Annotated in this window: 23 protein-coding genes and 2 tRNA genes; 15 read left to right on the top strand and 10 right to left on the bottom strand. The window is 33.2% G+C overall.

The genetic code is table 11. The annotated features are described in order from the left end of the window. Nucleotides 1-12: 12 nt before the first annotated feature. Both gpmI and PMI10_RS00390 read right to left on the bottom strand, forming a co-directional pair. A complete protein-coding gene (gene gpmI, locus PMI10_RS00395) occupies nt 13-1,530 on the bottom strand; it encodes a 2,3-bisphosphoglycerate-independent phosphoglycerate mutase (RefSeq protein ID WP_007803231.1) in 1,518 nt (505 codons plus the stop codon). A gap of 139 nt (nt 1,531-1,669) precedes the next feature. Beyond that, nucleotides 1,670-4,078 carry a DUF5916 domain-containing protein gene (locus PMI10_RS00390; RefSeq protein WP_007803230.1) on the bottom strand — a complete coding sequence of 803 codons (2,409 nt, stop codon included), beginning with the start codon at nt 4,076-4,078 and terminating at the stop codon, nt 1,670-1,672. A gap of 269 nt (nt 4,079-4,347) precedes the next feature. On the opposite strand from PMI10_RS00390, the gene PMI10_RS00385 reads away from it, so the two are divergent. Next, entirely contained in the window at nt 4,348-5,073 is a 726-nt protein-coding gene (locus PMI10_RS00385) for a murein L,D-transpeptidase catalytic domain family protein (RefSeq protein ID WP_007803228.1), read from the top strand. On the opposite strand, the gene PMI10_RS00380 is transcribed toward PMI10_RS00385, so the two are convergent. Further along, complete coding sequence (locus PMI10_RS00380) at nt 5,062-6,645, bottom strand: L,D-transpeptidase family protein (RefSeq protein ID WP_007803226.1); 1,584 nt, start codon at nt 6,643-6,645, stop codon at nt 5,062-5,064. The two genes, PMI10_RS00385 and PMI10_RS00380, sit on opposite strands and share 12 nt — an antisense overlap. Before the next feature lies 1 nt (nt 6,646). Further along, on the bottom strand, nt 6,647-7,084 hold the full coding sequence (locus tag PMI10_RS00375) for a GNAT family N-acetyltransferase (protein WP_035631172.1): 438 nt from the start codon (nt 7,082-7,084) through the stop codon (nt 6,647-6,649). A 132-nt stretch (nt 7,085-7,216) separates the two neighbouring features. Here PMI10_RS00375 and PMI10_RS00370 point away from each other — a divergent pair. Then, a tRNA-Gly gene (locus tag PMI10_RS00370) sits at nt 7,217-7,289 on the top strand. Between the two features lie 99 nt (nt 7,290-7,388). After that, nucleotides 7,389-7,461 (top strand) — tRNA-Gly (locus PMI10_RS00365). A 50-nt stretch (nt 7,462-7,511) separates the two neighbouring features. Here the strand turns inward: PMI10_RS00365 and pepE are convergent. Continuing rightward, entirely contained in the window at nt 7,512-8,219 is a 708-nt protein-coding gene (pepE, locus tag PMI10_RS00360) for a dipeptidase PepE (RefSeq protein WP_050992409.1), read from the bottom strand. A 162-nt stretch (nt 8,220-8,381) separates the two neighbouring features. Between pepE and PMI10_RS00355 the strand changes: the two genes are divergently transcribed. The 7 genes from PMI10_RS00355 (at nt 8,382) to PMI10_RS00325 (ending at nt 14,420) form a co-directional block, all read left to right on the top strand. Continuing rightward, on the top strand, nt 8,382-9,137 hold the full coding sequence (locus PMI10_RS00355; protein WP_007803219.1) for a hypothetical protein: 756 nt from the start codon (nt 8,382-8,384) through the stop codon (nt 9,135-9,137). Further along, nucleotides 9,124-9,849 carry a carboxypeptidase-like regulatory domain-containing protein gene (locus tag PMI10_RS00350; RefSeq protein ID WP_035631171.1) on the top strand — a complete coding sequence of 242 codons (726 nt, stop codon included), beginning with the start codon at nt 9,124-9,126 and terminating at the stop codon, nt 9,847-9,849. The genes PMI10_RS00355 and PMI10_RS00350 overlap by 14 nt, the downstream gene beginning before the upstream one ends. Then, complete coding sequence (locus PMI10_RS00345) at nt 9,839-10,594, top strand: hypothetical protein (RefSeq protein WP_007803214.1); 756 nt, start codon at nt 9,839-9,841, stop codon at nt 10,592-10,594. Before PMI10_RS00350 ends, PMI10_RS00345 begins: the two co-directional genes overlap by 11 nt. Then, entirely contained in the window at nt 10,591-11,097 is a 507-nt protein-coding gene (locus PMI10_RS00340) for a DUF6702 family protein (RefSeq protein WP_007803212.1), read from the top strand. The genes PMI10_RS00345 and PMI10_RS00340 overlap by 4 nt, the downstream gene beginning before the upstream one ends. 65 nt (nt 11,098-11,162) lie before the next feature. Continuing rightward, the gene (locus PMI10_RS00335; protein WP_007803210.1) at nt 11,163-13,406 is read left to right on the top strand and encodes a M1 family metallopeptidase; all 2,244 of its coding nucleotides are present in this window, start codon (nt 11,163-11,165) and stop codon (nt 13,404-13,406) included. Nucleotides 13,407-13,509: 103 nt separating this feature from the next. Then, entirely contained in the window at nt 13,510-13,857 is a 348-nt protein-coding gene (locus tag PMI10_RS00330; protein ID WP_007803208.1) for a Sec-independent protein translocase subunit TatA/TatB, read from the top strand. Continuing rightward, nucleotides 13,857-14,420 carry a phosphatase PAP2 family protein gene (locus PMI10_RS00325; protein ID WP_007803206.1) on the top strand — a complete coding sequence of 188 codons (564 nt, stop codon included), beginning with the start codon at nt 13,857-13,859 and terminating at the stop codon, nt 14,418-14,420. The genes PMI10_RS00330 and PMI10_RS00325 overlap by 1 nt, the downstream gene beginning before the upstream one ends. Before the next feature lie 127 nt (nt 14,421-14,547). Here PMI10_RS00325 and PMI10_RS00320 read toward each other — a convergent pair whose 3' ends face one another. The 3 genes from PMI10_RS00320 to PMI10_RS00310 form a co-directional block, all read right to left on the bottom strand. Continuing rightward, a complete protein-coding gene (locus tag PMI10_RS00320) occupies nt 14,548-15,258 on the bottom strand; it encodes a phytanoyl-CoA dioxygenase family protein (protein WP_007803204.1) in 711 nt (236 codons plus the stop codon). 171 nt (nt 15,259-15,429) lie between these two features. Continuing rightward, nucleotides 15,430-16,071, bottom strand: coding sequence for an O-methyltransferase (locus PMI10_RS00315; protein ID WP_007803202.1), 642 nt, complete (start codon nt 16,069-16,071; stop codon nt 15,430-15,432). A 113-nt stretch (nt 16,072-16,184) separates the two neighbouring features. Next, the gene (locus PMI10_RS00310; protein WP_007803200.1) at nt 16,185-16,517 is read right to left on the bottom strand and encodes a hypothetical protein; all 333 of its coding nucleotides are present in this window, start codon (nt 16,515-16,517) and stop codon (nt 16,185-16,187) included. A gap of 209 nt (nt 16,518-16,726) precedes the next feature. Here PMI10_RS00310 and rlmN point away from each other — a divergent pair, with 209 nt between their 5' ends. Further along, nucleotides 16,727-17,770, top strand: a complete 1,044-nt coding sequence (gene rlmN / locus PMI10_RS00305) for a 23S rRNA (adenine(2503)-C(2))-methyltransferase RlmN (protein WP_007803199.1) — start codon at nt 16,727-16,729, stop codon at nt 17,768-17,770. Between the two features lie 83 nt (nt 17,771-17,853). On the opposite strand, the gene PMI10_RS00300 is transcribed toward rlmN, so the two are convergent. Next, the gene (locus PMI10_RS00300; protein ID WP_007803197.1) at nt 17,854-18,714 is read right to left on the bottom strand and encodes a hypothetical protein; all 861 of its coding nucleotides are present in this window, start codon (nt 18,712-18,714) and stop codon (nt 17,854-17,856) included. Between the two features lie 153 nt (nt 18,715-18,867). Between PMI10_RS00300 and PMI10_RS00295 the strand changes: the two genes are divergently transcribed. Then, on the top strand, nt 18,868-19,845 hold the full coding sequence (locus PMI10_RS00295; protein ID WP_007803195.1) for a polyprenyl synthetase family protein: 978 nt from the start codon (nt 18,868-18,870) through the stop codon (nt 19,843-19,845). Nucleotides 19,846-19,866: 21 nt separating this feature from the next. Here the strand turns inward: PMI10_RS00295 and PMI10_RS00290 are convergent, their stop codons facing one another. Further along, on the bottom strand, nt 19,867-20,394 hold the full coding sequence (locus tag PMI10_RS00290; protein ID WP_007803193.1) for a GNAT family N-acetyltransferase: 528 nt from the start codon (nt 20,392-20,394) through the stop codon (nt 19,867-19,869). 346 nt (nt 20,395-20,740) lie between these two features. Between PMI10_RS00290 and PMI10_RS00285 the strand changes: the two genes are divergently transcribed. From PMI10_RS00285 to PMI10_RS00275, 3 genes are all read left to right on the top strand, one after another. Next, complete coding sequence (locus PMI10_RS00285) at nt 20,741-21,301, top strand: RNA polymerase sigma factor (protein WP_007803191.1); 561 nt, start codon at nt 20,741-20,743, stop codon at nt 21,299-21,301. Beyond that, nucleotides 21,288-22,019 carry a hypothetical protein gene (locus PMI10_RS00280; protein ID WP_007803190.1) on the top strand — a complete coding sequence of 244 codons (732 nt, stop codon included), beginning with the start codon at nt 21,288-21,290 and terminating at the stop codon, nt 22,017-22,019. Before PMI10_RS00285 ends, PMI10_RS00280 begins: the two co-directional genes overlap by 14 nt. 89 nt (nt 22,020-22,108) lie before the next feature. Next, nucleotides 22,109-23,140 carry a hypothetical protein gene (locus PMI10_RS00275; RefSeq protein ID WP_007803188.1) on the top strand — a complete coding sequence of 344 codons (1,032 nt, stop codon included), beginning with the start codon at nt 22,109-22,111 and terminating at the stop codon, nt 23,138-23,140. Nucleotides 23,141-23,320 lie beyond the last annotated feature (180 nt).

Raw genomic sequence — 23,320 nt, 5'->3', positions numbered from 1 at the left:
AAAAAATGGTTACTACAACAACGAATGACAAGTCATTGCAGCTGGCTGTTCAACTCCCATTAACTCTAAAATAGTAGGAGCGATGTCACCTAAAACACCATCTTGTATGTTTTTCAAATCTTTATCAACTAAAATAATCGGCACCGGATTTGTTGTGTGTGCTGTATTTGGGCTGCCGTCAGGATTAATCATAGTTTCGCAATTTCCATGATCGGCAATAACGATTGTTGTATAATCATTTGCCAAAGCAGCTTCGATAACTTCTTTTACGCAGGCATCAACAGCTTCACAGGCTAAAATTGCTGCACTCATGATTCCGGTATGTCCAACCATATCACCATTGGCGAAATTTAAACATACAAAATCAACTTCTCCTTTGTTTAATTCAGGTACAAGAGCATCTTTTAATTCGAAAGCACTCATTTCCGGCTGTAAATCGTAAGTAGCTACTTTTGGAGAATTTCTTAAAATTCTTGATTCGCCTTCAAAAGGAGTTTCTCTTCCTCCCGAAAAGAAGAATGTTACGTGCGGATATTTTTCTGTTTCAGCAATACGGATTTGTTTCTTGCCCGCTTTTTCTAAAACTTCACCAAGGGTTTCAGTGATATTATCTTTGTTATAAACGACTTTTACATTTTGATACGTTTCATCGTAGTTGGTAAGCGTAACATAATACAAGTTAAGTTTATGCATGTTTTGCTCGTGAAAGTCTTGTTGCGAAAGTGCTTCTGTAAGCTCACGACCACGGTCTGTCCTGAAATTAAAGAAAATTACAACATCACCTTCAACAATAGTTGCCAATGGTTTTTCCTCTTCATCAACCATTACAATTGGTTCAATAAATTCATCTGTTATATGATTTGCATAACTGTCAAGGATACTTGCAACCGCATTTTTTGAGTGAGTTCCAATAGCATTTACAACTAAATCATAAGCCAGTTTTACGCGTTCCCAGCGTTTGTCACGATCCATTGAATAATAACGGCCAATGATAGACGCAATTTTTACCGGAGTATCTTTAATATGCTCTTCTAAGTCATGAATGTATTTTGCTCCCGATTTTGGATCAACATCACGACCGTCTGTAAAAGCATGAATAAAAACATCTTTTAATCCATATTCTTGCGATGCATCAATTAATCCGCGTAAGTGTGAAGTATGAGAGTGAACACCTCCATCAGAAACTAATCCTAAAAAGTGTACTTTTTTATTATTCTCTTTAGCATAAGTAAAAGCATCAATAAGTACTTGTTCTTTGGCTAATGTTTTATGTGCTACAGCTAAGTTTATTTTGGCTAAATCCTGATATACAATTCTTCCGGCACCAAGGTTCATGTGGCCTACTTCGCTGTTTCCCATCTGACCTTCCGGTAAACCTACGTTTAAACCGTCAGTTCTAAGTTGGGCGCTAGGGTAATTTTGATAAAGACTGTTTATAAAAGGAACATTTGCATTGTCTATTGCAGATACTTTAGGGTCAGGAGATTTTCCCCAACCATCTAAAATCATAAGGATTACTTTCTTGTTCATTGGTTTTTTGTTTTTGCAAAGATAAACCATTTATAAAATGTGCAAGAAACTACCAGTACAATTATGCTTTATAAACCGAACCACATTAAAAAATAATAATTTAATTACAGAAGGCTTGGTTTTTTAAAATAAATGCACACTAGACCTTGTTTCTAATCTTATTTTTGACACCATTATAGTCAATAAAATATTTTACGCTTATAGAAAAAATGTGTTTTAAGGCATCATTATTTACCAGATTCCTGACGTTGTTTCCGAAATTTTTATCGATAATGCGTTCAAAATTCGAAGCATTGTTTCTGTATAATGCTGAAATCTGACTTCCGGGCGCAAACCACCAGGAGTATGATAAATCAGCATTCCAGGAATAAAAACTGGAGTTTTTATTTTCGGTATATTGCGGATAAGGAGTTAAAGTTCCGTCAGGTTCAAGTTCTAAAATGTTTTTATTTTCGGCATAAGACCAATATTGACGAACAGCCAAATTAAGTGTCATTGTACTATTAATGGCATATTTTCCGCTTAAGGTATTTGAATAGGTGATTACATTTCGATTTGCAAAAACAATTGTTTCCGGATTTACAGTATCAATATAGCCTTTGTTATTATTTCTCCTGAAAAAACTAAATGTATAGATCATTAAAAGTCTGTCATTAAAACGATATCTTGGCCCGACATCAACTCCGTAAGACATTCTCCCCGGCTGATCTAAAATAGAAATTGAAGGATTCAGGTCTAAAGCAAATTTGTTGTTGTAATTTGTTGAAATACTTCCCCAGCTTTCTATTTTTCTTGGAATTATTACATATCTGTTTTCGGCTCTGGGTTCGTAATAATCGTTTGATTCCAAAGGGATAAGAGTAATTCCGATTCCGAAATAATTATTTTTTTTAGTGGTTGAATTCAATTCTATACCGATAGTATTGTCCTGTACCTTCCCGGATTCTTTATTAAACTCGGCATACATATTATAATCTATTCTAAAACTATTAAAATGCTTGCTTGGATTCAGAATCCTGTAATTGGCATTACCGTAAAAATTGTAATAATTGGTATAGAAATTAATTCCCAAATCATTTGGATCGAAATCTTTAGTAACAAAATCAGTGCCTACACTATAACGGTAATTTCCACTTGTTTCCGCTAGCCCAAGGGTTGAATAAAAACCATTTTTATCTTTAGTATCGTTGATCGTACTGTATTTAAAATTTCCGGATAAATTATAAGTATTCGCTTTGGTGTTTAAGTCCCAGACTAAACCGGTTACATTCGCATCTCTAAATTGCCCATTGCGGGTAACATTGGTATTAATTAAAGATACAGATGAGTTTTTGCGAAAACGTTGATCTAAAACTAAGACATTGTAATTTGCCAATGGTTCCAATACCTCATTTCTTGTTTCTCCTGTTGTTGTATTTCGTATGGTGGCATAAGTCTTTTCTGTGACGGCGTTTAAAATCCCAATTCCAAGACCCTTTTTGGTTCTGCCTGAAACTTTTAGAGCATTGATAAGATTTACGGTTTGAGGGCTTTCTATTATTTCTTCATCTTCGTTTAAAGTAGGTTCTGTTGATGGTGTTCCTCCAATTCTTCTTGAATAAAACATTTTTCCTTTACTAAACAAATCTGTTCCTTCAGTAAAGAAGGCCCTGTTTTCATTGAATTTTTGTTCAAATGGACCTAAATTCAGTATTTGGTCATCGTATTTTGTTTGTCCAAAGTCCGGAATTAAAATGGCATCAAGCGTAAAGGCATCATTGATCCCGTATTTAATATCCATTCCGCCTTTAATAGTACCGTACGTTTTTTGCCCGGATCCTGCATTCACATAATAAGAGGAGTAAGGCATTAAAAACAATCGGGTAGGAGGTTTAATGTTTTCAATTCCTTCCAGATTTCCATTTTGCTGTGTAAAAGTTCCTATTTTGGTATCAATTAAATTCCAGGTATATTTTTTACGTTCACGTTTAATTTCCCTAAAAAAATTGATTCCCCAGGTTTGTTTATTTTCATTTGAAAAACGCAGTGCAGCATACGGAATTTTAACTTCAACAACCCACCCATTCCCGGTAATTGTAGCTTTACTGCTCCAAATGGCATCCCAGGCATAATCTTCTCCGTTGATATCGGTCATGATACAGTCTCCCTGAACATCTGCTGCTGATACAAAAAATTCGAAATTTTGCTGACCATCATTAAAACCATTTATAAAAACGCCAAAAATATCAGCAGTTCCAAAATTGTCTCGTTGAGAAATTTCTTTTAAAATTTTATCAGGTTCATTGTCATATAGCATGGCGCCAATATATATGGCATCATGGTTATACAAAACTTTAATTTCTGTTTTTTGAGTATCAGGAATTGCTTTTCCATTATCTGGCGTAAACATAACAAAGTCTGAAGCTGTTGCTGCATTTTTCCATGCTTCTTCATTTAGTTTTCCATCAATAGAAATGTTTTCATCAGTAAATTGCGTTTGGAGCGTCTTTTTTTGAGAGTAACCTTGAATAGTTATTATTAAGATACTTAATAAAAGTATTTTCTTCATATTTTTTTAAATCAGTTTATTGTAGCTTGGGGCGTAGTGTTTTAAAAATGAATGTATTAGATTTTTTGAAATTAAAAATGGCTATTATTTTGTTAGTTAAGTTTAATCTGACCAAAAATAATTATTTAATTAGTTTACTTTAACTCTTTTCGTCATAAATTGTTAAAGTTTGAACAAATATCACCAAATTTAGTGATATAAATTTTTGTAATTCCAAATAAATTATACATTTGTCAGACCCCGAATTAAGTATAACCTAAACGAATTCAATGATTTATAAGATTTATCCCGCACTTTTATTTTTGTTTTTGTCATTTGGCACAGATTCTAAAAATAGTACTGAAACTAAAACTGTAACAGTAAAAAACATTGCAAAAGTTGAAAAATTAGCTGTTGATTCTAAAATTGAAAGTATCTATAACAGCTTGAACACACATAATTTTGCTTTGCCAGGACTTAGAACTTTTTCAGAAGCTTTGAAAGGTTTTTATCTGTTAAAAGAAAAAGGACTTATCCAAAAAGATATTTTGACTTTAATTGATTTTAGTTTGTCATCAAACGTCAAACGTCTTTGGGTAATTGATTTAAATACAAATACTATTCTGTTTCAATCTCTTGTTGCTCATGGAAGAAACACCGGAGAAGAATTTGCATCTGACTTTTCAAATCTAAACTCCTCTTATAAAAGTAGTTTAGGGTTTTATGCTACCGGAGAAATCTATAAGGGAAAACATGGTATTTCATTACGTTTGGACGGTTTAGAAAAAGGTATTAATGATCATGCCCGCGAAAGAGCTGTTGTAATTCATGGTGCCGATTATGTTTCTGAATCTTTTATCAGAAACCACAAACGATTAGGCAGAAGCCAGGGTTGTCCAGCTATACCGGTTGAATTGACAAACGATATTATCGAGGCTATAAAAGATAAATCTTGTTTGTATATTTATCATCCATCCAGAAGTAGTTTCTCTACAGAAGAAAAGCTAATTTCTTAATTTGGAATACAAATCGTCATCTAAATTATAGATGTCATTTCTGAAAATTAATTTGTTATTCTCGCTCCAGGCAGTCCAGTACCACTGATATAATTTATATTTTTTGGTAATTTTGATGTGGGTTGTTTTTTTACGGGCAATGATAGTATCGATTTTATCTTTCGACCAATTTTTAGGATCATCCAAAATATGTCGGGCTAGTTCCAGAGGATTTTCTACGCGAACACATCCGGAACTCAAAGAACGATTGTTTCTTTCAAAATAGTTGCGATGATTAGTGTCGTGCAAATACACACTATAATTATTAGGAAACATAATTTTTATTAATCCTAATGAATTATTGTAACCGGGACTTTGTATGTATCTATAACTGCGGGGCTTGTTCTCATTCCAATTTACAGGATCTACTTCATGCCCTGCTGTGTCATAAATAGTAATATTTTTATGTTTCAAATAATTCCTGTTGCGTTTCATTGCCGGTACCACATCTTCTTTTAAAATAGTTGGCGGAACTGTCCAGGTTGGATTAAAAACTATAGTTTTAAGTGTTGAGGTTAAAACAGGAGTTTTTCTTTTACTGGTACCTACCACAACTTTCCTAACAACAGTTGTATCTTGCTTTTCTATAACTTTTAGACTATAATCAGGAATGTTTACAATGAAATAATTTTCTGAAAACTCGTTCGGATACCATCTCCAGCGCTCTAGATTGGCAATAATTTGTTGCTTTCTTCTGGTTTTTGAATAGTTCAGGGCATTGAATGTTCCGAATCCGATAATGCCATCCGGAATTAATCCGTGACGTGCCTGAAACTTCTTAACAGATTCAAATGTTTTTTTATCGTAGATGTTTGTCAGGCTGTCTTTTCCGGACATGTCATTCCAGTATAAAAGCCTTTTTTTGATGTTAATTAAGGCTGCATTGGTGTCGTTAAGTGCTATTTTCTTTACTGCGGTTTCAATGATTTTGATATCATCATCAGGAAATTCATTGATAAGTTTTAACGCTTTTAATAACTGTTTGTAAGTTTGGGATTTCGATTGGACGTTTTGAACCAGGCTGTCTAAGCTATTGTGATTAAAACTTTTTACCAAAGCGGTATTAATATCAAAAGATTTATCTTCAAGTGCCCAGTTTCCATACAGATATTTAGGATTTAATTTTCCTTCGTATAAATGTGTTATGTATTTTTCAAAATTACGGGTTAGCATAAGATCATACTTTGCAAGCTCAGTATCGCTTAATTTATCGACCATGCCTTCGTATTGCTTTAGGATTTTTATTTTATAGTCATTTGGATTCAGTCCCAATTCATCTGATTTTTCCAGTTGGGATAAAATATAATTTCTTTTTTGTAGATTTCCCCAAACTGTTTTATTTTCTGATGCCGTATAAAATTGTTTTAATGTTTCGCTTTTAAAAGAGCTGATTAAGGCAGTATCAATTTCTACTGTACGTTCGTCAGTAATTATGATAGCGGGTATTTTTTTTGAAGGAAGCTTGGTTTTAGGAACTTCTTTTTTGCAACTTATAAGAAAACATATTATTAGAAAAAAGTAAAGTTTATTCATTTTATAATTTTTTATACATTAAATAATGTTCTCCAATTTCAGGTATATCAAATGGATTTCCATTGATTTCATACCTCATTTTTTTATAGAAGCCTATGGCTGTTGCTCTTGCATTAAACCAGATTAGATCGAACTGGTTTGAAACACAATAATCCTCACAGTGTTTTACTAATGCTTCCCCAAAACCCTTTTTCTGATGCGCTTCTAAAATAGCCATACCGCGAATTTGAGCTTGTAAATTTTCTGCAAATATAGGATTGGTTTTTAGAAATAATGAAATAATTCCTGTTAAATTTGAGTTTTCAAATAAACCGAAATGATGTGTTGTCTCTAAATCATCACCTTCAAAAGCACAAGCTTCAGGAGGTTTTCCTTGTCGAAGTATAGGTTGTCGTATAATATAGGTCTCCAGAGCGGTTATTTCTTTGATTAATACCATGTTTGAATAAAAAAACAAAGCTATAACATTTTAATTTTAAATAGATTACTAGAAATAGTGATTTTTAATTTATTTTTTTTCAAGAAAAGCTTGTTTTGAACTTAACTTATTTTTTATATTTGCACCAGTAATGCGAAAGTAGCTCAGTTGGTAGAGCTCCAGCCTTCCAAGCTGGTTGTCGCGAGTTCGAGCCTCGTCTTTCGCTCTAAAATCGAAACTTAAGAGTTAGATTTTTTTAAATTGAATAATTATTGTTTTTTATTTTTTTAAACCATTTAATTATTTATATTTGCACCCTGTTAATGCGAAAGTAGCTCAGTTGGTAGAGCTCCAGCCTTCCAAGCTGGTTGTCGCGAGTTCGAGCCTCGTCTTTCGCTCTTCAAAAACCTCAAACATATTGTTTGAGGTTTTTTGTTTTTATAACTATTTATTTTAAATGGCTCAAATCACTTTCGGGTTCCAATTCTGTCGGAGATTGATTCTGTTGAAACAAACGGGCAGATAAATTTCCTTTTAAAGTAATTTTATCTCCTTTTACTTCAAGCCAGCTGCCTTCTCTTAATCCTAAAACCGGGGTGTTATTAAAAGCATGAAATTCTTTTATTCTTGTTTCGCGTGTTTCTCCCATATGTTTCGATTGTAATTCAGGATCTAAATAATGCGGATTCAGGTTAAACGGAATTAATCCTAAAGTTTGAAAACTGGGTGGATAGATAATAGGCATGTCATTTGTGGTTTGCATCGAAAGTCCGCAAATGTTACTTCCGGCGCTGGTACCTAAATATGGAGTTCCGTTTTTTACCGTTTCAGAAAGAACCTGCATAATGTTGTTTCTGTACAATTGAGTCACTAATAAAAAAGTATTCCCTCCGCCGGTGAAAATTCCTTCTGCATTTTTTATGGCATTTTCTGCATTTTCAAATTCATGAATTCCTTTTACGGAAATACTTATGGTTTGAAAAGCTTCAGATACTTTTTGAGTATATTCATCATGCGAAATACCTCCTGGCCTGGCATATGGAATAAATAAAATACTTTTGCAGTCTTTAAAATGCGATTGTAATACAGGTAATAAATAATCTAAATAACTGCCCCCGTGGAGAGTAGAGGTGCTTGCAATTATAATTTTTTTCATAAAAGTTAAATTCATTTTTGTTAGATTAAAGGTATTAAATAGACTTATTTTATGCTAAAGATTAAGACTTTAATTAACATATTTTTACCATGTCATTAATACTAAATTTTGAAGAGATTAAGATATTTTTACAACTTAAGAAAAATCTAATTCTTCAGTATTTTGACAAATAAAATTATAATCGTTTTGTTTTTAGGATTGTCTCAAATTGTTTTGGGGCAGAATACTTTCAATGGGAAAATAATTGCAAATGCCGGGGATGTCGAAGGAGTGTATGTAGTAAATACACGTACAGAAGTTATGGTAGTAACCAATGCTTCAGGAGATTTTTCTATTGATGCTAAAGTGGGAGATACACTTGTTTTTTCATCGATACAATTTAAAGAAAGCAGAATTGTTCTTACAGAAGAAAATTTTTCGGACTTGAACTTTACTGTAAAATTAAACTCTGTAATTCATCAGCTTCAGGAAGTAATTATAAAAAGATATGATAATATTAATTCTGTTGCATTAGGGATAATTCCGGGTGGACAGAAAAGCTATACGCAGGCTGAAAGAAGGCTTCAGACGGCTACAGGATTAAATGCAACCGCTAGTGCCGGATCAATGGCTGGAGGGTCTGTTTCTGTAGATCCTTTGCTAAATTTTTTATCCGGGAGAACAGCAATGTTGAAAAAGGAACTTGCGGTAGAGAAAAAAGAGACTTTTATGAGACTTTTAGAAAGTATGTTTACAATAGATCATTTTGTAGACAGGTTAAAAATTCCTCTTGAATATGTAAAGGGATTCAAATATTATGCGGTTGAGAACGATAAGTTTACAGTGATTTTAAACTCTAAGAATAAAACTTCTACAGAATTCCTGTTAGGGGAATTAGCAGTTAAATACAAAGAAATACTTGCCCTTGAAAATAAATAATACTTTTCTCGTTTTACTTTTATTCATTTTTCAAATTTCTTTTGGACAAAATGCTAATACCAAAGAAATTCTCGGGCAGGTATCTGAGGAGTCATCTTCTGTAGAAAAAGTAAATATTATCAATAATACAACTCAGGTTACAACTGTTTCTGATGTAGACGGAATGTTTTCGATGAAAGTTAAAGAAGGGGATGTTTTGGTTTTTTCGGCAGTTAATTTAGAACCTCTTCGGTATCGAATTACGGCGGAAGATTTAACTTCCAATTTACTTCGGATAAAAATGAAAGTTAAGGAGATTGAACTGAAGGAAGTGATTGTTAATGAAAATGCCAATATCACAGCAGAAAATCTTGGGATTATTCCACAAGGTCAAAAAAAATATACTCCTGCTGAAAGAAAAATCTATACTGCAACTTCAACTTCAGTAGATAAGCTGCTAAATGGAATTTCGGGGAGAACAGCTATGCTGAAAAAAGAGGCAAAAGTTGAAAAAAAGGAAATGCTTTTCAGAAAAATGGAATACCTTTTTGATGAGGCATATTATACTGAACGACTTAAAATTCCGTTGGAAGATATTAAAGGATTTCAGCTTTACTGCGTAGATAATCCTGAATTTGCTGTATCTTTGAATACAAAGAACAAAACAATGAGTATGTTTTTAATAACGGGTTTAGCGCAAGAATATCTAACAATTATAGAGCATGAGAGATAAATTAGGAATATTGGTTGTATGTCTGTTTTGCCAAATTGTTTTAGGACAAAACAATTCGAGAAAATCGCTGCATGGGCAGGTTATAAATGATTTTCTTGCTATAGAAAGTGGTTATGTGATGAATATTAATGCAAATGTCAGAACTTTTATTGGTACTGGAGGCTTGTTTGATATTATGGCAAGGCCAAAAGACACACTTTTATTTTCTGGTTTGGCGTTTCAGTCTAAAAAAATTGTTTTGACGGAGAAAGACTGTGCTGAGGTGCTTTTTAAGGCGAGCTTAGATTTGGTGAATAATCAGCTGAAAGAGGTTATTGTTCATAAGGAATTAAAAGTTAAATCACTTGACGGAGGTTCTCAGAAATATGTAGATATGCAATTTGAAGACGATAAACTATCAACTGCAAAAAATACTGCGATGTATTCTGATCAAACCATTAAATACGGAACCGATTTTGTCCGTATTTTTAAAGATATAAAGAAGCTTCTTAGTAAAAAAGAAGATGTACAGGAAAATGTGATTTCTGATATTGCATTTGCAGAATATGCTAAAGATAATTTTACACCTGATTTTTACAGTAAAACCCTGGATTTAAAACCGGACGAAATAGAGCTTTTTTTAATGTATTGCTCAAATGATCCTGAATCTAAAAGATATTTAGAACCGGATGAGAAATTTCAATTGATGGATTTTATGATCAATAAGAATAAAGAATTCAAAAAAGCTACAGTGATTCAAAAATGAAAAATAAAGTAATTTATTGTTTGATAGGGATGTTATTTTTTTCGCTGTCTGCCTTTACTTTTCATAAATTTTATATGGGTGTTTTTCAGGTTAATTATGCTGCCGAAAAAAAAATGATCCAAATTACATCGAGAATATTTATCGATGACTTAAATAGCGGAATAGAGAAGAAATACCATAAAAAAACCTTCATTGGAACTGAAAAGGAAACACAGGAAGATGTTGATTTATTGAAAAAATATCTTTCTGAAAATTTCACAATAAAAGTAAACGGTCAGCCAAAAGTCATTACTTTTTTATTGAAGGAAATCGAATCAAATGATGTTTTAGTTTGTTATTCGAGAATTACAGCTGTCGAAAAAATTAAAACACTCGAGATTACAAATACAGTTTTAACAGATTGGAATGCTGAACAGCAAAACATTACACATATTTCAGCATTTGGTACAAAAAAGAGTGTTCTCTTTACGGAATCTTCAAGGAAAGAAGTGTTAAAGTATTAATGAACAGGTAATATTATTGTTTATTATTACTATTTTCACAGCCTCAAAAAACTCCAAAAATATTTATGAAAAAACTTTCATTGCTATTGCTTTTTCCCGCGATGCTGATGGCTCAGGAAAAAAATGCTGCTGCTGCTCCAAAACAACAAGGTAAGTACGATACCAATAAGTTTAGCCAGATGTATGATTTGATGGCAACACCAAATATGTTTCGTACAGCATCAGGAGCCCCGGGCCCTGCATATTACCAACAGCAGGCTGATTATAAAATTGATATTGAGCTGGATGATAAAAACTCAAAATTGAGTGGCTCAGAAACGATTACCTATTCTAACAATTCACCTGATAGTTTAGAGTACTTATGGATTCAGTTAGATCAAAATCAGGCAAAGGCAAATACACAAACATCTTTGGCGGAAGGAGAAAAAATTAATCAGGTCTTACCATTGGAAGGTTTTTCTAATAAATATTTGAAAAAAAATTTAGAGCGTGGTTTTAACATCGAATATGTAAAAGACGCTAAAGGAAACCCAATGTCATACACCATCAATGAAACCATGATGCGTATCAATTTAGATAAGCCTCTAAAACCGGGTGAAAAAATTTCATTGGCTATCAAATGGTGGTACAACATCAATAATTATAGAAAAGAAGGAGGACGTTCAGGTTATGAATTGTTCGAAAAAGACGGAAATAAATTATATGTAATTGCTCAGTTCTACCCGAGAATGGCGGTTTACAACGATGTTGAAGGCTGGCAGAATATGCAATTCTGGGGAAGCGGAGAGTTTGCTTTGCCTTTTGGAAATTTTGACGTAAATATTACAGTTCCTGCAGATCACGTAATTGATGCAACAGGAGAATTGATGAACAGAAGTGAAGTTTTTACTCCTGAACAGGTAAAACGATACGAACAGGCTCAAAAATCATTTGATAAACCAGTTGTAATTGTGACGCAGGCTGAGGCTGAAGTTACCGAAAAAGGTTTTTCTGAAAAGAAAAAAACATGGAAATTCAGTGCGAAAAACGTACGTGATTTCGGAATTGCCTCGTCAAGAAAATTTATTTATGATGCAATGGCCGTAAAAATAGGAGATAAAATTGTTATGGCAGAATCGGTTTATCCAAAAGAAGCAAATCCGCTTTGGGGAGAAACGTCAACGATGACTATAGCCCATACCTTAAAAAGCTATTCCTCCCATACTTTTGATTATCCTTATCCAAAAGCAGTTTCAGTTTCAGCAGAAGATCAGGGGATGGAATATCCGATGATTTGCTGGAATTTTGGACGTCCTGATGAAAGCGGAGTCACAAGCAAAGAAGTTAAAAACGGAATGATTGGTGTTGTAGTTCATGAAGTTGGGCACAATTTTTTTCCAATGATTGTAAACTCAGATGAGCGTCAATGGACCTGGATGGATGAAGGTTTGAATTCATTTTTAGAATATTTGGCAGAGCAGGAATTAGATCCAACTTTCCCTTCAAGACGCGGTCCTGCAAAAAATATTGTTCCTTATATGAGCGGAGACCAAAAGTTTTTGGAGCCAATTATGTCTAATTCTGAGACAATTCAGCAATTTGGAAATAACGCTTACGGAAAACCGGCTACAGGACTTAATATTTTGAGAGAAGTAGTAATGGGAAGAGAATTGTTTGATTATGCATTTAAAACATATGCTAACAGATGGAAGTTTAAACATCCAACCCCTGAAGATTTCTTCAGGACAATGGAAGATGCTTCTGCTGTTGATTTAGACTGGTTTTTCAGAGGATGGTTTTATTCAACTGATTTTGTAGATATCGGAATCAAAGAAGTAAAACAATATTACGTTTCTGAAACGCCAACTGCGGATCTTAAAGACGTAAAAGTGAAAAAAGGACGTTTTGGTTTCGAGAAAGGACCGTTCGTTTATTTAGTTGCCGGAGACAATACTGAGGTAAATGCTTCAAGTAAAAAAGCATTGAAAGTACAAGACTTCAAACCATTGGCTGATTATGTAAACGAAACTTTTACAGCCGAAGAAAAAGCAAGTTTAAAATCACCTAAATATTTCTACGAAGTTGAGTTTAATAAGCCTGGCGGAATGATTATGCCAATCCTTGTTGAGATTACTTACGAAGATGGTTCGAAACAAAATTTCCAGTATCCGGCTCAAATCTGGAGAAAAAATAATGAGACAGCTAAGAAAGTTTATGCAACAGAAAAAGCAATCAAAAGTATTCAGATAGATCCAAAATTAATGACTGCAGATATTGATGTAACCAATAACTCCTGGCCAAAAACAGAAGAGAAATCAAAATTTGATTAGCAAAAAAACGAAAAGGGCTCTGAAAAGAGCCTTTTTTTTAAGTAAATTTTAAAGCTCTCAGCTACAAAATTTAATATCTTTGTGGCAATAAAAATAAAAAGATATGTTCGGTATAGGAGGAGGAGAATTAGTTTTCATACTGTTTATAGTACTAATGCTTTTTGGTTCAGATAAAGTGCCGGAAATTGCGCGTACAATGGGAAAAGCCATGGCACAATTAAAAAACGCTACTAACGATATTAAAAGTGAAATTCAAAAAGGAGCAGAAGCAAATGGTTTTGATACTAAATCCTTAACCGATATTACAGGAAATATCAATACCGAAATCAATAATGCAAAAACAAATTTATTGGGAGATACAAAGACTTTGCTGGGCAATACAGCTACGGAAATCGATAAAGTAAAAGAAGATATTGATTCAATTTCAGGACCTGTAAAACGCCAAGGATAATGCTCGAAAAAATAAAAGAATTAGATATCAGTCTTTTTGTATATCTTAATAGTTTAGGTTCTGAAACATATGATAACCTTTGGCTGATTATCACTAAGCAGCTGTATTGGACACCGTTTTTTTTATTCCTTTTTTATATAATCTATAAAAAAATCGGAATTAAACAAACCTTGTATTTGATGCTTTTTATAGCAGTTTTAGTCGCATTTACAGATCAGGCCACCAATCTGGTTAAAAATACTTTCGAGCGCTTGCGTCCATGTAACAATCCGGATATCAAATCGTTTATCCGAATCGTTCAGGTGAGATCATCGTATAGTTTTTTCTCAGGTCACGCTGCCAATACAATGGCTGTATCAACCTTTTTATATCTGGTTCTAAGACGTCATTTTAAATATTTAGGATTTCTGTTTTTATGGCCGTTAATCTTCGCTTATAGCCGAATTTACCTGGGATTGCACTATCCGGGAGACATTCTTACAGGTTATTTCTTCGGAGCAGTTTTTGGTTCACTGCTTTATTTAGTGTATCGAAAATTAAAACCAAGATATTTTCCGGGATAATAATTTTGCAAGCAGAATTGAAATAAGGAGCTAATCCAGCTGTTCACTGTATCTTTTATTTTTTAAAGAAAAAAACAAAAGGATGCCGTTTCCATCTGGGCTATGGTACCAATTTTCATAAGACAATTTAATTTCGAATAAAATCTTTCTCGCTCCAGTCTAATCCGTCCGGGAGTTGTTGATTGCTAAATTCTATATGAATAACGCGCCTTCTTTCGTTATTTGTTGTCTTATTTGAAGCATGAAAAAGCAAAGGTTTCATAATCATTATGCCGCCTTTCTCAACTTCACAAATGGTTTCATTTTCAATTTCCAGATTTTCAACTCTGAAAATTCCTTTCGAATGCGAATTATTAATGACTTTCAAGGCGCCATTGTCTTTGGTGGTTTTATCAATATGAATTCTAATAGTGAAATTCTTTTCCAGAATTGCTGTAGGAGGCTGAACAGCAAATTGATTTTGTTTTACAGTCCAGTTTTCAAAATTTTCGATTTCAATTTTTTTATTCACAGAAATAGTCAAATCCTGATGATAAGCAACAAACCAATTCGATTTTTCCGGTTTGTCAAAATAAATTGATTTAGTTATGAAATATCCTTTTCCAAAAGTATTTTCGATAATATCTTTTAAGTTTTGATTAAAAATAAAATCCAGAGTCTCCGGAATTTCTTTATGAAATTGTCTGATAGCAAATAAATCCTGAGATTTTCTAAAAGTTGCATTTTCTGTGTTGCTTTCTGTCTTTTTTTCAATCAAAGAAATCAGTTTTTCAAGTTCATTTTCAGTGTAAACATTATTTAAAATTGTAAAACCTTCAGAAGTAATTTCGTTTTTCATTATTTAATATTTTGAATTGCCTCCTGCTTTAACTGGAAGAAAAAAAATAAGCGTCATATTTGTTTTTCGACGAAGGAGAAATCACACTAGTGAAGCACACAAGCTGAGAACGCATTGTTGTCGAATATTGGATGTGATTTCTCGTTCCTCGAAATGACAAAAATAGGTATATTAAAGCACCCGACTCACAGTCAATCCATCACGAATGGGTAATAAAACTGTTTCAACCCTCGGGTCATTTTTCAAAAGTAAATTATATTCTACAAGCACTTTTGTACTAACATCATTCGGGTGTACAGGTTCCAGGATTTTTCCGCTCCACAAAACATTATCAGATAAAATAATGCCGCCTTTATTCATTTTTGGAACAATCATTTCCCAATAATTCAGGTAATTTTCTTTATCGGCATCAATAAAAACCAAATCAAATTTGATATCCAGATCTGGGATAATATTTACTGCTTCGCCTAAATGCTGAAAAATCTGTTTGCCCCAAGGAGATGCATCAAAATATTTTCGCTGAAAATCTATCAATTCTTCTTTAATATCAATGGTGTGAAGCTCCCCGTTTTCCTGCATTCCTTCACACAGGCACAAAGCGGCATAACCTGTATAAGTTCCGATTTCAAGAATATTTACCGGACGGATCAGTTTTGATAACATACTTAAAACCCGACCCTGAAAATGCCCGCTTAACATTCTTGGCAAAAGTATTTTTTGATAGGTTTCCTTGTTTAATTTCGCTAATAATTCCGGTTCATTTTCAGAATGTTGTTCGATATAATCTTCTAGTTCCTGTGATATAAAATGCATGTGATGATCTTCTAAATTTGAAGAACAAAAATACAAAAAATATCGGCTAACTTTTTTGCATAAAAAAACCATTCGTTGTAGCGAATGGTTCCAATTTTGAATTCTGAAAGAAATTATTTTTTCAAAGCTTCATTAACATCTTTGGCTGTTTTCACAGTTCCGTCTTTGGCTGCTTTTGCAGCTGCTTCTACTTTTTCAGCCCCTTTTTTAGTTGCGTCTTTTACTTCTTGTACCGTTTCTTTGGTTTTTTCTTTTACTTCTTCAGTAGCTGCTTTGGCTTTTACCACAGCAGTATCTTTTACTTCTTCAATATCCGTTGTCAATGAATCTACCTTGTTTCCAAGAGTTAATTCATCTTCAGGTTTGGTTTCTTTTTTGTCTCCGCAAGATTGAACAGAGAATGCTAATAAAGCAACAACAGCTAAACTTAAAATTTGTTTTTTCATGATTAATTAATTTTTTAAAGTTGATAAAATATAAAGGGATAAAGCTGAAAAAATAAAAATACAAATTTTAAAATGATTGAGCTCTTTGTAAGATTATTTTTCTATCGACAGTAAGACAATTCTCGTGCCAAGTTTTATAAATTTAAAAGATTGAAGTAAACTTTTTTCAGAATGAAAAGGTTTCCATAAATACTTAGTAACTTTGCAGCATGCAAATCGAGAAAAAAGACATACGAGCCTTATCAAAAGATCAGTTGCGGGATTTTTTTGTCGCAAATAATGACAAAGCTTTTCGTGGAAATCAGGTCTATGAATGGTTGTGGAGTAAAGGAGCACACAGTTTTGACGACATGACCAATGTAGCGAAACCTACAAGAGCGATGCTGGAGAATAATTTCGTGATTAACCACATTAAGGTTGATACCATGCAGCGCAGTAGTGACGGAACCGTGAAAAATGCAGTTCTTCTTCATGATGGATTGGTGGTAGAATCTGTTTTGATTCCAACCGAAACCCGGACAACAGCTTGTGTTTCCAGTCAGGTGGGGTGTAGCTTAGATTGTAATTTTTGTGCAACGGCACGATTAAAAAGAATGCGAAACCTGGAACCGGGCGAAATCTACGATCAGGTTCTTGCAATAGATAAAGAAAGCCGTTTATATCACAATCATCCACTTTCGAATATTGTTTTTATGGGAATGGGGGAGCCTTTAATGAATTATAACAACGTCATTAAAGCAATCGATATGATTACATCTCCTGAAGGTTTAGGAATGTCTCCAAAACGTATTATAGTATCGACATCCGGAATTCCGAAAATGATTAAAAAAATGGCCGATGATGATGTGAAATTCAAATTGGCGGTTTCTTTGCATTCAGCCATTGATGAAATTCGCGCTAAAATTATGCCTTTTAGTAAAAATTTTCCATTAGCGGATTTACGTGAAGCTTTAGAATATTGGTACAGAAAAACCAAAAACAAAATCTCCTACGAATATGTAGTCTGGAAAGGAATCAACGATGATAAAGCTTCTATTGATGCTTTGGTTAAATTTTGTAAATATGTGCCGTGTAAAGTCAATTTAATTGAATATAACCCAATTGATGACGGAGAGTTTCAGCAAGCTTCGGAAGAATCTATTCTGGCTTACATAAAAGCACTGGAGAATATTGGAGTAGTGGTAAAAGTTCGCCGCAGCCGCGGAAAAGATATCGATGCCGCTTGTGGACAATTAGCCAATAAAGAAGGATAATTTTTTATATTCAACGAAATAAAAAAGCATTAAAAGCAAGAATTGAACTTGTTTTTAATGCTTTTTTTTGGGCAAAAAAGGGTCTATTTTTTTAAATCAATTTCTTCTGTAACGCCATTTTTAGTAACCGTTACAAGAGTGTTGCAATCGCCATTTCCGTAGTCGATAACAGCGGTAGCCCCATTTTTGGTAATAGATAGAATTCCTTTTACAGCAATTGATGTTTTGCAGGAGGCCTTAAATTCAAGCGGAGTAGTGATTTCTGCTGAAAAAGTATCGCCATTCGGGAAAGTTGTTGATCCGCTTCCGGTTACAACAAAAACATTGTCTTCCCAATTAAACCAGGTATCGTAACCTGCAATCGTTTCTTTAGTCAATGAACCTTTTCTGGTATAAACACTTCCGTCATCAAAAGTAATTGTCATATCAATTGCCGCTGTCGCAACAGGATGTTGTGCTAAAAGTAAAGCTGTTGATTTTCTAGTTCTGACGATACTTTTACTGCCCTGAAGTTTTTTACCATTGTGATAAAATCCTTCAAAAGTATAACTGATTGTTTGTGTAGGTGCTGTAAAATCATTAGAGAATGTAATAATCATTTTTCCTTTTACTGAATTACCATTTTCAAGCGTACAGCCTTCAACACCAAAATCAACTGTTGTTGTCCAGGTGTTATTAGTCAGTATGGTTGTAATAACTGCACAACTTGGCAAAAAGTTTTTTATGGTTCCACCAGGTTTATTAGTACTGTTTTGTTGTGCGGTAAATTGATCTTCTGCAATATTCGTTACATCTTCTATTGAGGCATCGATTTTAGAGTTGGTGATAATTTCGTCATTAGAGATTGTTTTGGCTGTCTCGTCATTTGTTTTATCATCAGAATTACAACTGATAAAAAATGATAAAGTGATGAATGTTGCAATTAATAAAAATTTTGTTTTCATAATAAATAATTTTAGGGTTTTACTTTAGAATTCAAATTAGATATTAAATAGAGGTATTTTTGGTGTGTTTTTTAGATTAATGTATAAAATGTTCATATACTAACCTTAAATGTACAACGTTTTTTTATTTAAAATAGTATATTTGAAAACGAAATGAATATTACTTCTCAAATAAAACAGCCCATTTTTAACGAGATGGAACTTTTTGAAAAAAAGTTCCATGAATCAATGACCTCAAAGGTTGCGTTACTAAATCGTATTACCTATTATATTGTAAACCGGAAAGGAAAACAAATGCGCCCGATGTTTGTTTTTCTGACAGCAAAAATGGTTTCTGAAGGAGTTGTAAACGAACGAACATATCGTGGCGCTTCTGTTATTGAGTTGATTCATACCGCAACTTTGGTACACGATGATGTGGTGGATGACAGTAATCGCCGTCGTGGATTTTTCTCCATTAATGCACTTTGGAAAAATAAAATTGCCGTTTTGGTTGGGGATTATTTACTTTCAAAAGGACTGCTGCTTTCGATCGATAACGGTGATTTCGATTTACTCCGAATTATTTCTGTTGCCGTGCGTGAAATGAGTGAAGGAGAATTACTTCAGATAGAAAAAGCCCGAAGACTCGATATTACAGAAGATATTTATTATGAGATTATCCGAAAAAAAACCGCTACACTTATTGCGGCTTGTTGCGCCCTGGGTACAAAATCGGTAATCGAAGATGAGGTTCAGGTAGAGACGATGCGTAAATTTGGAGAGCTTATCGGAATGGCTTTTCAAATCAAAGATGATTTATTTGATTATAGCGAAGAGGCTATCGGAAAACCAACCGGAATCGATATCAAAGAACAAAAAATGACCTTGCCATTAATTCATGTTCTGAATACTTGTACACCACAGGAAAAGAAATGGCTGATAAACTCCATCAAAAATCATAACAAAGACAAAAAACGTGTTAAAGAAGTTATTGCTTTTGTGAAAAATAATAATGGTTTGGCTTACGCCGAAAACAAAATGGTAGAATTTCAGCAGGAAGCGCTTTCATTACTTCAAAACTTCGAAGATTCTGAATATAAAGATGCTTTGACTTTGATGGTGAATTATGTTATTGAAAGGAAAAAATAAAACGGGGTTTTTAGTTTAGAATTATTGTTCTTTCAATTGCAGCTTCATCATTATATCGGTCTGCTCATCATTACCTAATTTAAAAATGTGTTTATCAAATTCTGTAAAACCATTTTTCTTGTAAAAGCTTAGCGCTCGCAGATTTTCTTCCCAAACACCTAACCAGACATAGTCGACATTTTTTTGTTTAGCAACCTGAATTGCTTTTTCGTAAAGTATTTGTCCTACACTTTGTCCGTGAAATTCCTTTGGGACATAAATCCTTTCAATTTCCAGTGCTTTATTATCCTTTAATTCTGTTTGTGATTCACCGAAGTTCAGTTTTAAATACCCGATTACAGTATTTTCAAGCTTGGCGAAATAAAATTCAGAGTTTTTATTGTTAAGTTCGTCAGTCAGTTTCTCTATGGAAAAATTCTCATCTAAATATTTTTTCATGTCTTCCTCAGAGTTGTCTCCTGAAAAAGTTTCAGAAAAAGTCTGTCTGCCGATTTTCTGTAGTTGATCAATATCATTTAGAGTTACTTTTTGAATGTCAATATTTTTCATCGGATTTTTGAAGTGTTTCTTTTGGGATTATTGTTAAGCTTCCTTGTTCTTTGCGAGAGCAGAATGAACATTTTATTCAAAAATACCAAATTATGAAAGAGTTTGCAATTCCGGGATTAACTTTAGATTAACTTTGGAATAAGTATGTTACTAAAAGAAAAAAAATAGATTTTTTTCAATCTATAAAAATGCTCTTATTCCTTTGTAGATAAGGATTCTGTGATTGGAATTTGGAATTTAAATAATTTATTTTTTAATATTTTTATCCTCCATGCAACCATTTTACAACTTCACTCGTCTATGCTAATAGAAGTCTGTTTTAAAAACAAAACCTGAACGCTTATTAATGAAAATTATTCAGTTACATCAAGAAGAAACTAAAATCATAAAGTTGGCTGTCGAAAATAATCGACAAGCACAACAGCAGGTTTATAGCCGGTTTTCTTCAAAAATGTTAAGTGTATGCCGACAATATATAAAAGACATTCAATTAGCAGAAGATGTAATGATTACGGCTTTTATGAAAGTGTTTACGAACTTAAATAAATTTGAACATAAAGGAAGTTTTGAAGGCTGGATTCGCCGAATTATGGTCAACGAATGTATATCGTATTTAAGAGTTCAGAAAAAAGTAAAGTTTACTGAAGATGAGATTTATGTCGAAGAGAGTTTTAATGCAATCGATAGCCAGTTTTCAACAGATCAGATTCAGTTTTTAATAGATGCTTTACCGGATGGCTATAAGATGGTTTTCAATTTATACGCTATCGAAGGTTACAAACACAATGAAATTGCAAAGATGTTAGGAATTAATGAAGGAACATCGAAATCGCAATTATCGCACGCCAGAAAAATGCTGCAAACACAAATTACTATTTTAAAAAAACAAGATAATGGAACCGAATAATTTTGACAAGGATTTCCGTGAAAAACTAAATCAACGCACAATTGAACCAAGTGATAAAGCCTGGGACCGATTGGATGCCATGTTGAGTGTGGCCGAAGTAAAGAAACCAAAAAAGAAAAATAAATGGCTGTATATCGCAGCAAGTATTGTTGGATTTTTATTGGTTGGGACCTTCTTTTTTAATCAAAAGAAAAGTACAATTGAAATACCAAAAAATACAGTCGTTGTTAAAGAAAATATTGAAAAAAAATCAGTTGTAAAACCAAGTTTGAATGCTATGGATTCAATTGAAAAAGAAATCGCAGTCTCAGAAAAAGAACCAATTAAAAACACAGGAAATTCAATTAAAGAAGAAGAAAAAAAATTAATTCAAAAATCAAATAAAACTATTAAAAATGAAAACAATCAAATAGCGGAGTCTTCAGTCATCATCAAAAAAAATCAAGAAACACAATCAACTAATAATCAAATTTCTATTCCGGAAACGCCTAAAAATGAAACAGCAGATCAGTTGTTAAACACAGCCGAAAAAACAGTTATAGCAGAAAATTCGGCTAAGTCAAAATCAAAATCCAAAATCAAAATCAATGCCAATGACTTATTAAATCAGGTTGATGGCGAATTAGAACTTTCGTTTAGGGAAAAAGTAATTGCAAAAGTCAATAAAAATTACCAAACCGTAAAAGTGGCGGTAGCTAACCGCAATCAGCAGGAATAATCAAATACAATATCAATATCAATGTCAGGAATGATATAATGAACAATAACAAATAATCATCAATCAATCAATTTTAAAAAAAATCAATCATGAAAAATTTTACTATTTATCTCGTTATTCTGGTCTTCTTATTTGTCAGCAAAGTGCTGGGACAGGAAACTTTTGAATCAAGAGCGAAACAGATCGCCAACAAAATTGAAAAAATAACAAAAGAAGAAAAAGAGACTTTGAAAGAAGAAGTCGAAGCGGTTAACATTCAATTATCGGAAGGGAAAATTACCAAAGAGCAAGCTGATAAACGAAAAAAAGAATTAGCAGAAGCAAGAGCAGTAATTATTGAAGAAAAAGTGACCCTGGCACAAAATGAACTCAATGATCTGGTACAGCAAAAAGTTGACGGAAAAATTAAAGAACAGGATTCTATACAGAAATTTACTTTTCATTGGAGCCGAGGAAAAAAGGATAAAGATTCTATTCATGGTGAAAAGAGAACAACTTCTCAATTCGTATTTGCTTTGGGTTTGAATAATACGATGATCGATGGAGAACTTCAGGATTCGAATTACAAGTTTATAGGCTCTCATTTTTATGAGTGGGGTTTCACGTATAATTCCAGACTTTTGAAAAATAATAATTTATTGCATGCAAAATATGGACTTTCATTAATGTACAATAATATACGACCAACAGATAACCGAAGTTTTGTTGTAAATGGAGATCAGACAGATTTAGTTACGAATCCTGTTGACTTAAAAGAATCCCGTTTTAGAAATGTATATTTAGTTCTCCCTGTACATTTGGAATTTGATTTTTCGGGAAGTAAAAATTATAATGAAAAGCCGGTTTTTAAAACTCATCAAAGTTTTCGTTTTGGAGTAGGAGGATATGCCGGAGTAAATGTAAAATCCAAACAAATCCTGAAATACGATGATGACGATTTTAAAACAACTGTTAAGACAAAAGGTGATTTCAATACCAATAAATTTATTTATGGCTTAAGCGCCTATGTTGGTTACAAAGAAACAAGTTTGTATCTGAAATATGATTTAAACCCGCTGTTTAAAGATAACGTGGTCAATGAAAACAATGTTTCGTTAGGTGTTCGGTTTGATTTGAATTAAGAATAATCTATTGGGTATAATTAAAAATAGGTGTCAGGCTGAGTCCTTCGACAAAAGCTACCAATGACGTTTTATATTGTACTAAACACCTCTATTACCCAAGTGTCATCCTGAGCGGAGTCGAAGGCTTGTCAATTGGAAGGGGCTTCGACTCCGTTCAGCCGGACAAAGGTTTCGATG

The organism is Flavobacterium sp. CF136 (assembly GCF_000282055.1).
GTDB lineage: Bacteria > Bacteroidota > Bacteroidia > Flavobacteriales > Flavobacteriaceae > Flavobacterium.
Note: the sequence above shows the minus strand (reverse complement) of the source record. Positions and strands in the feature narration are given on the sequence as shown.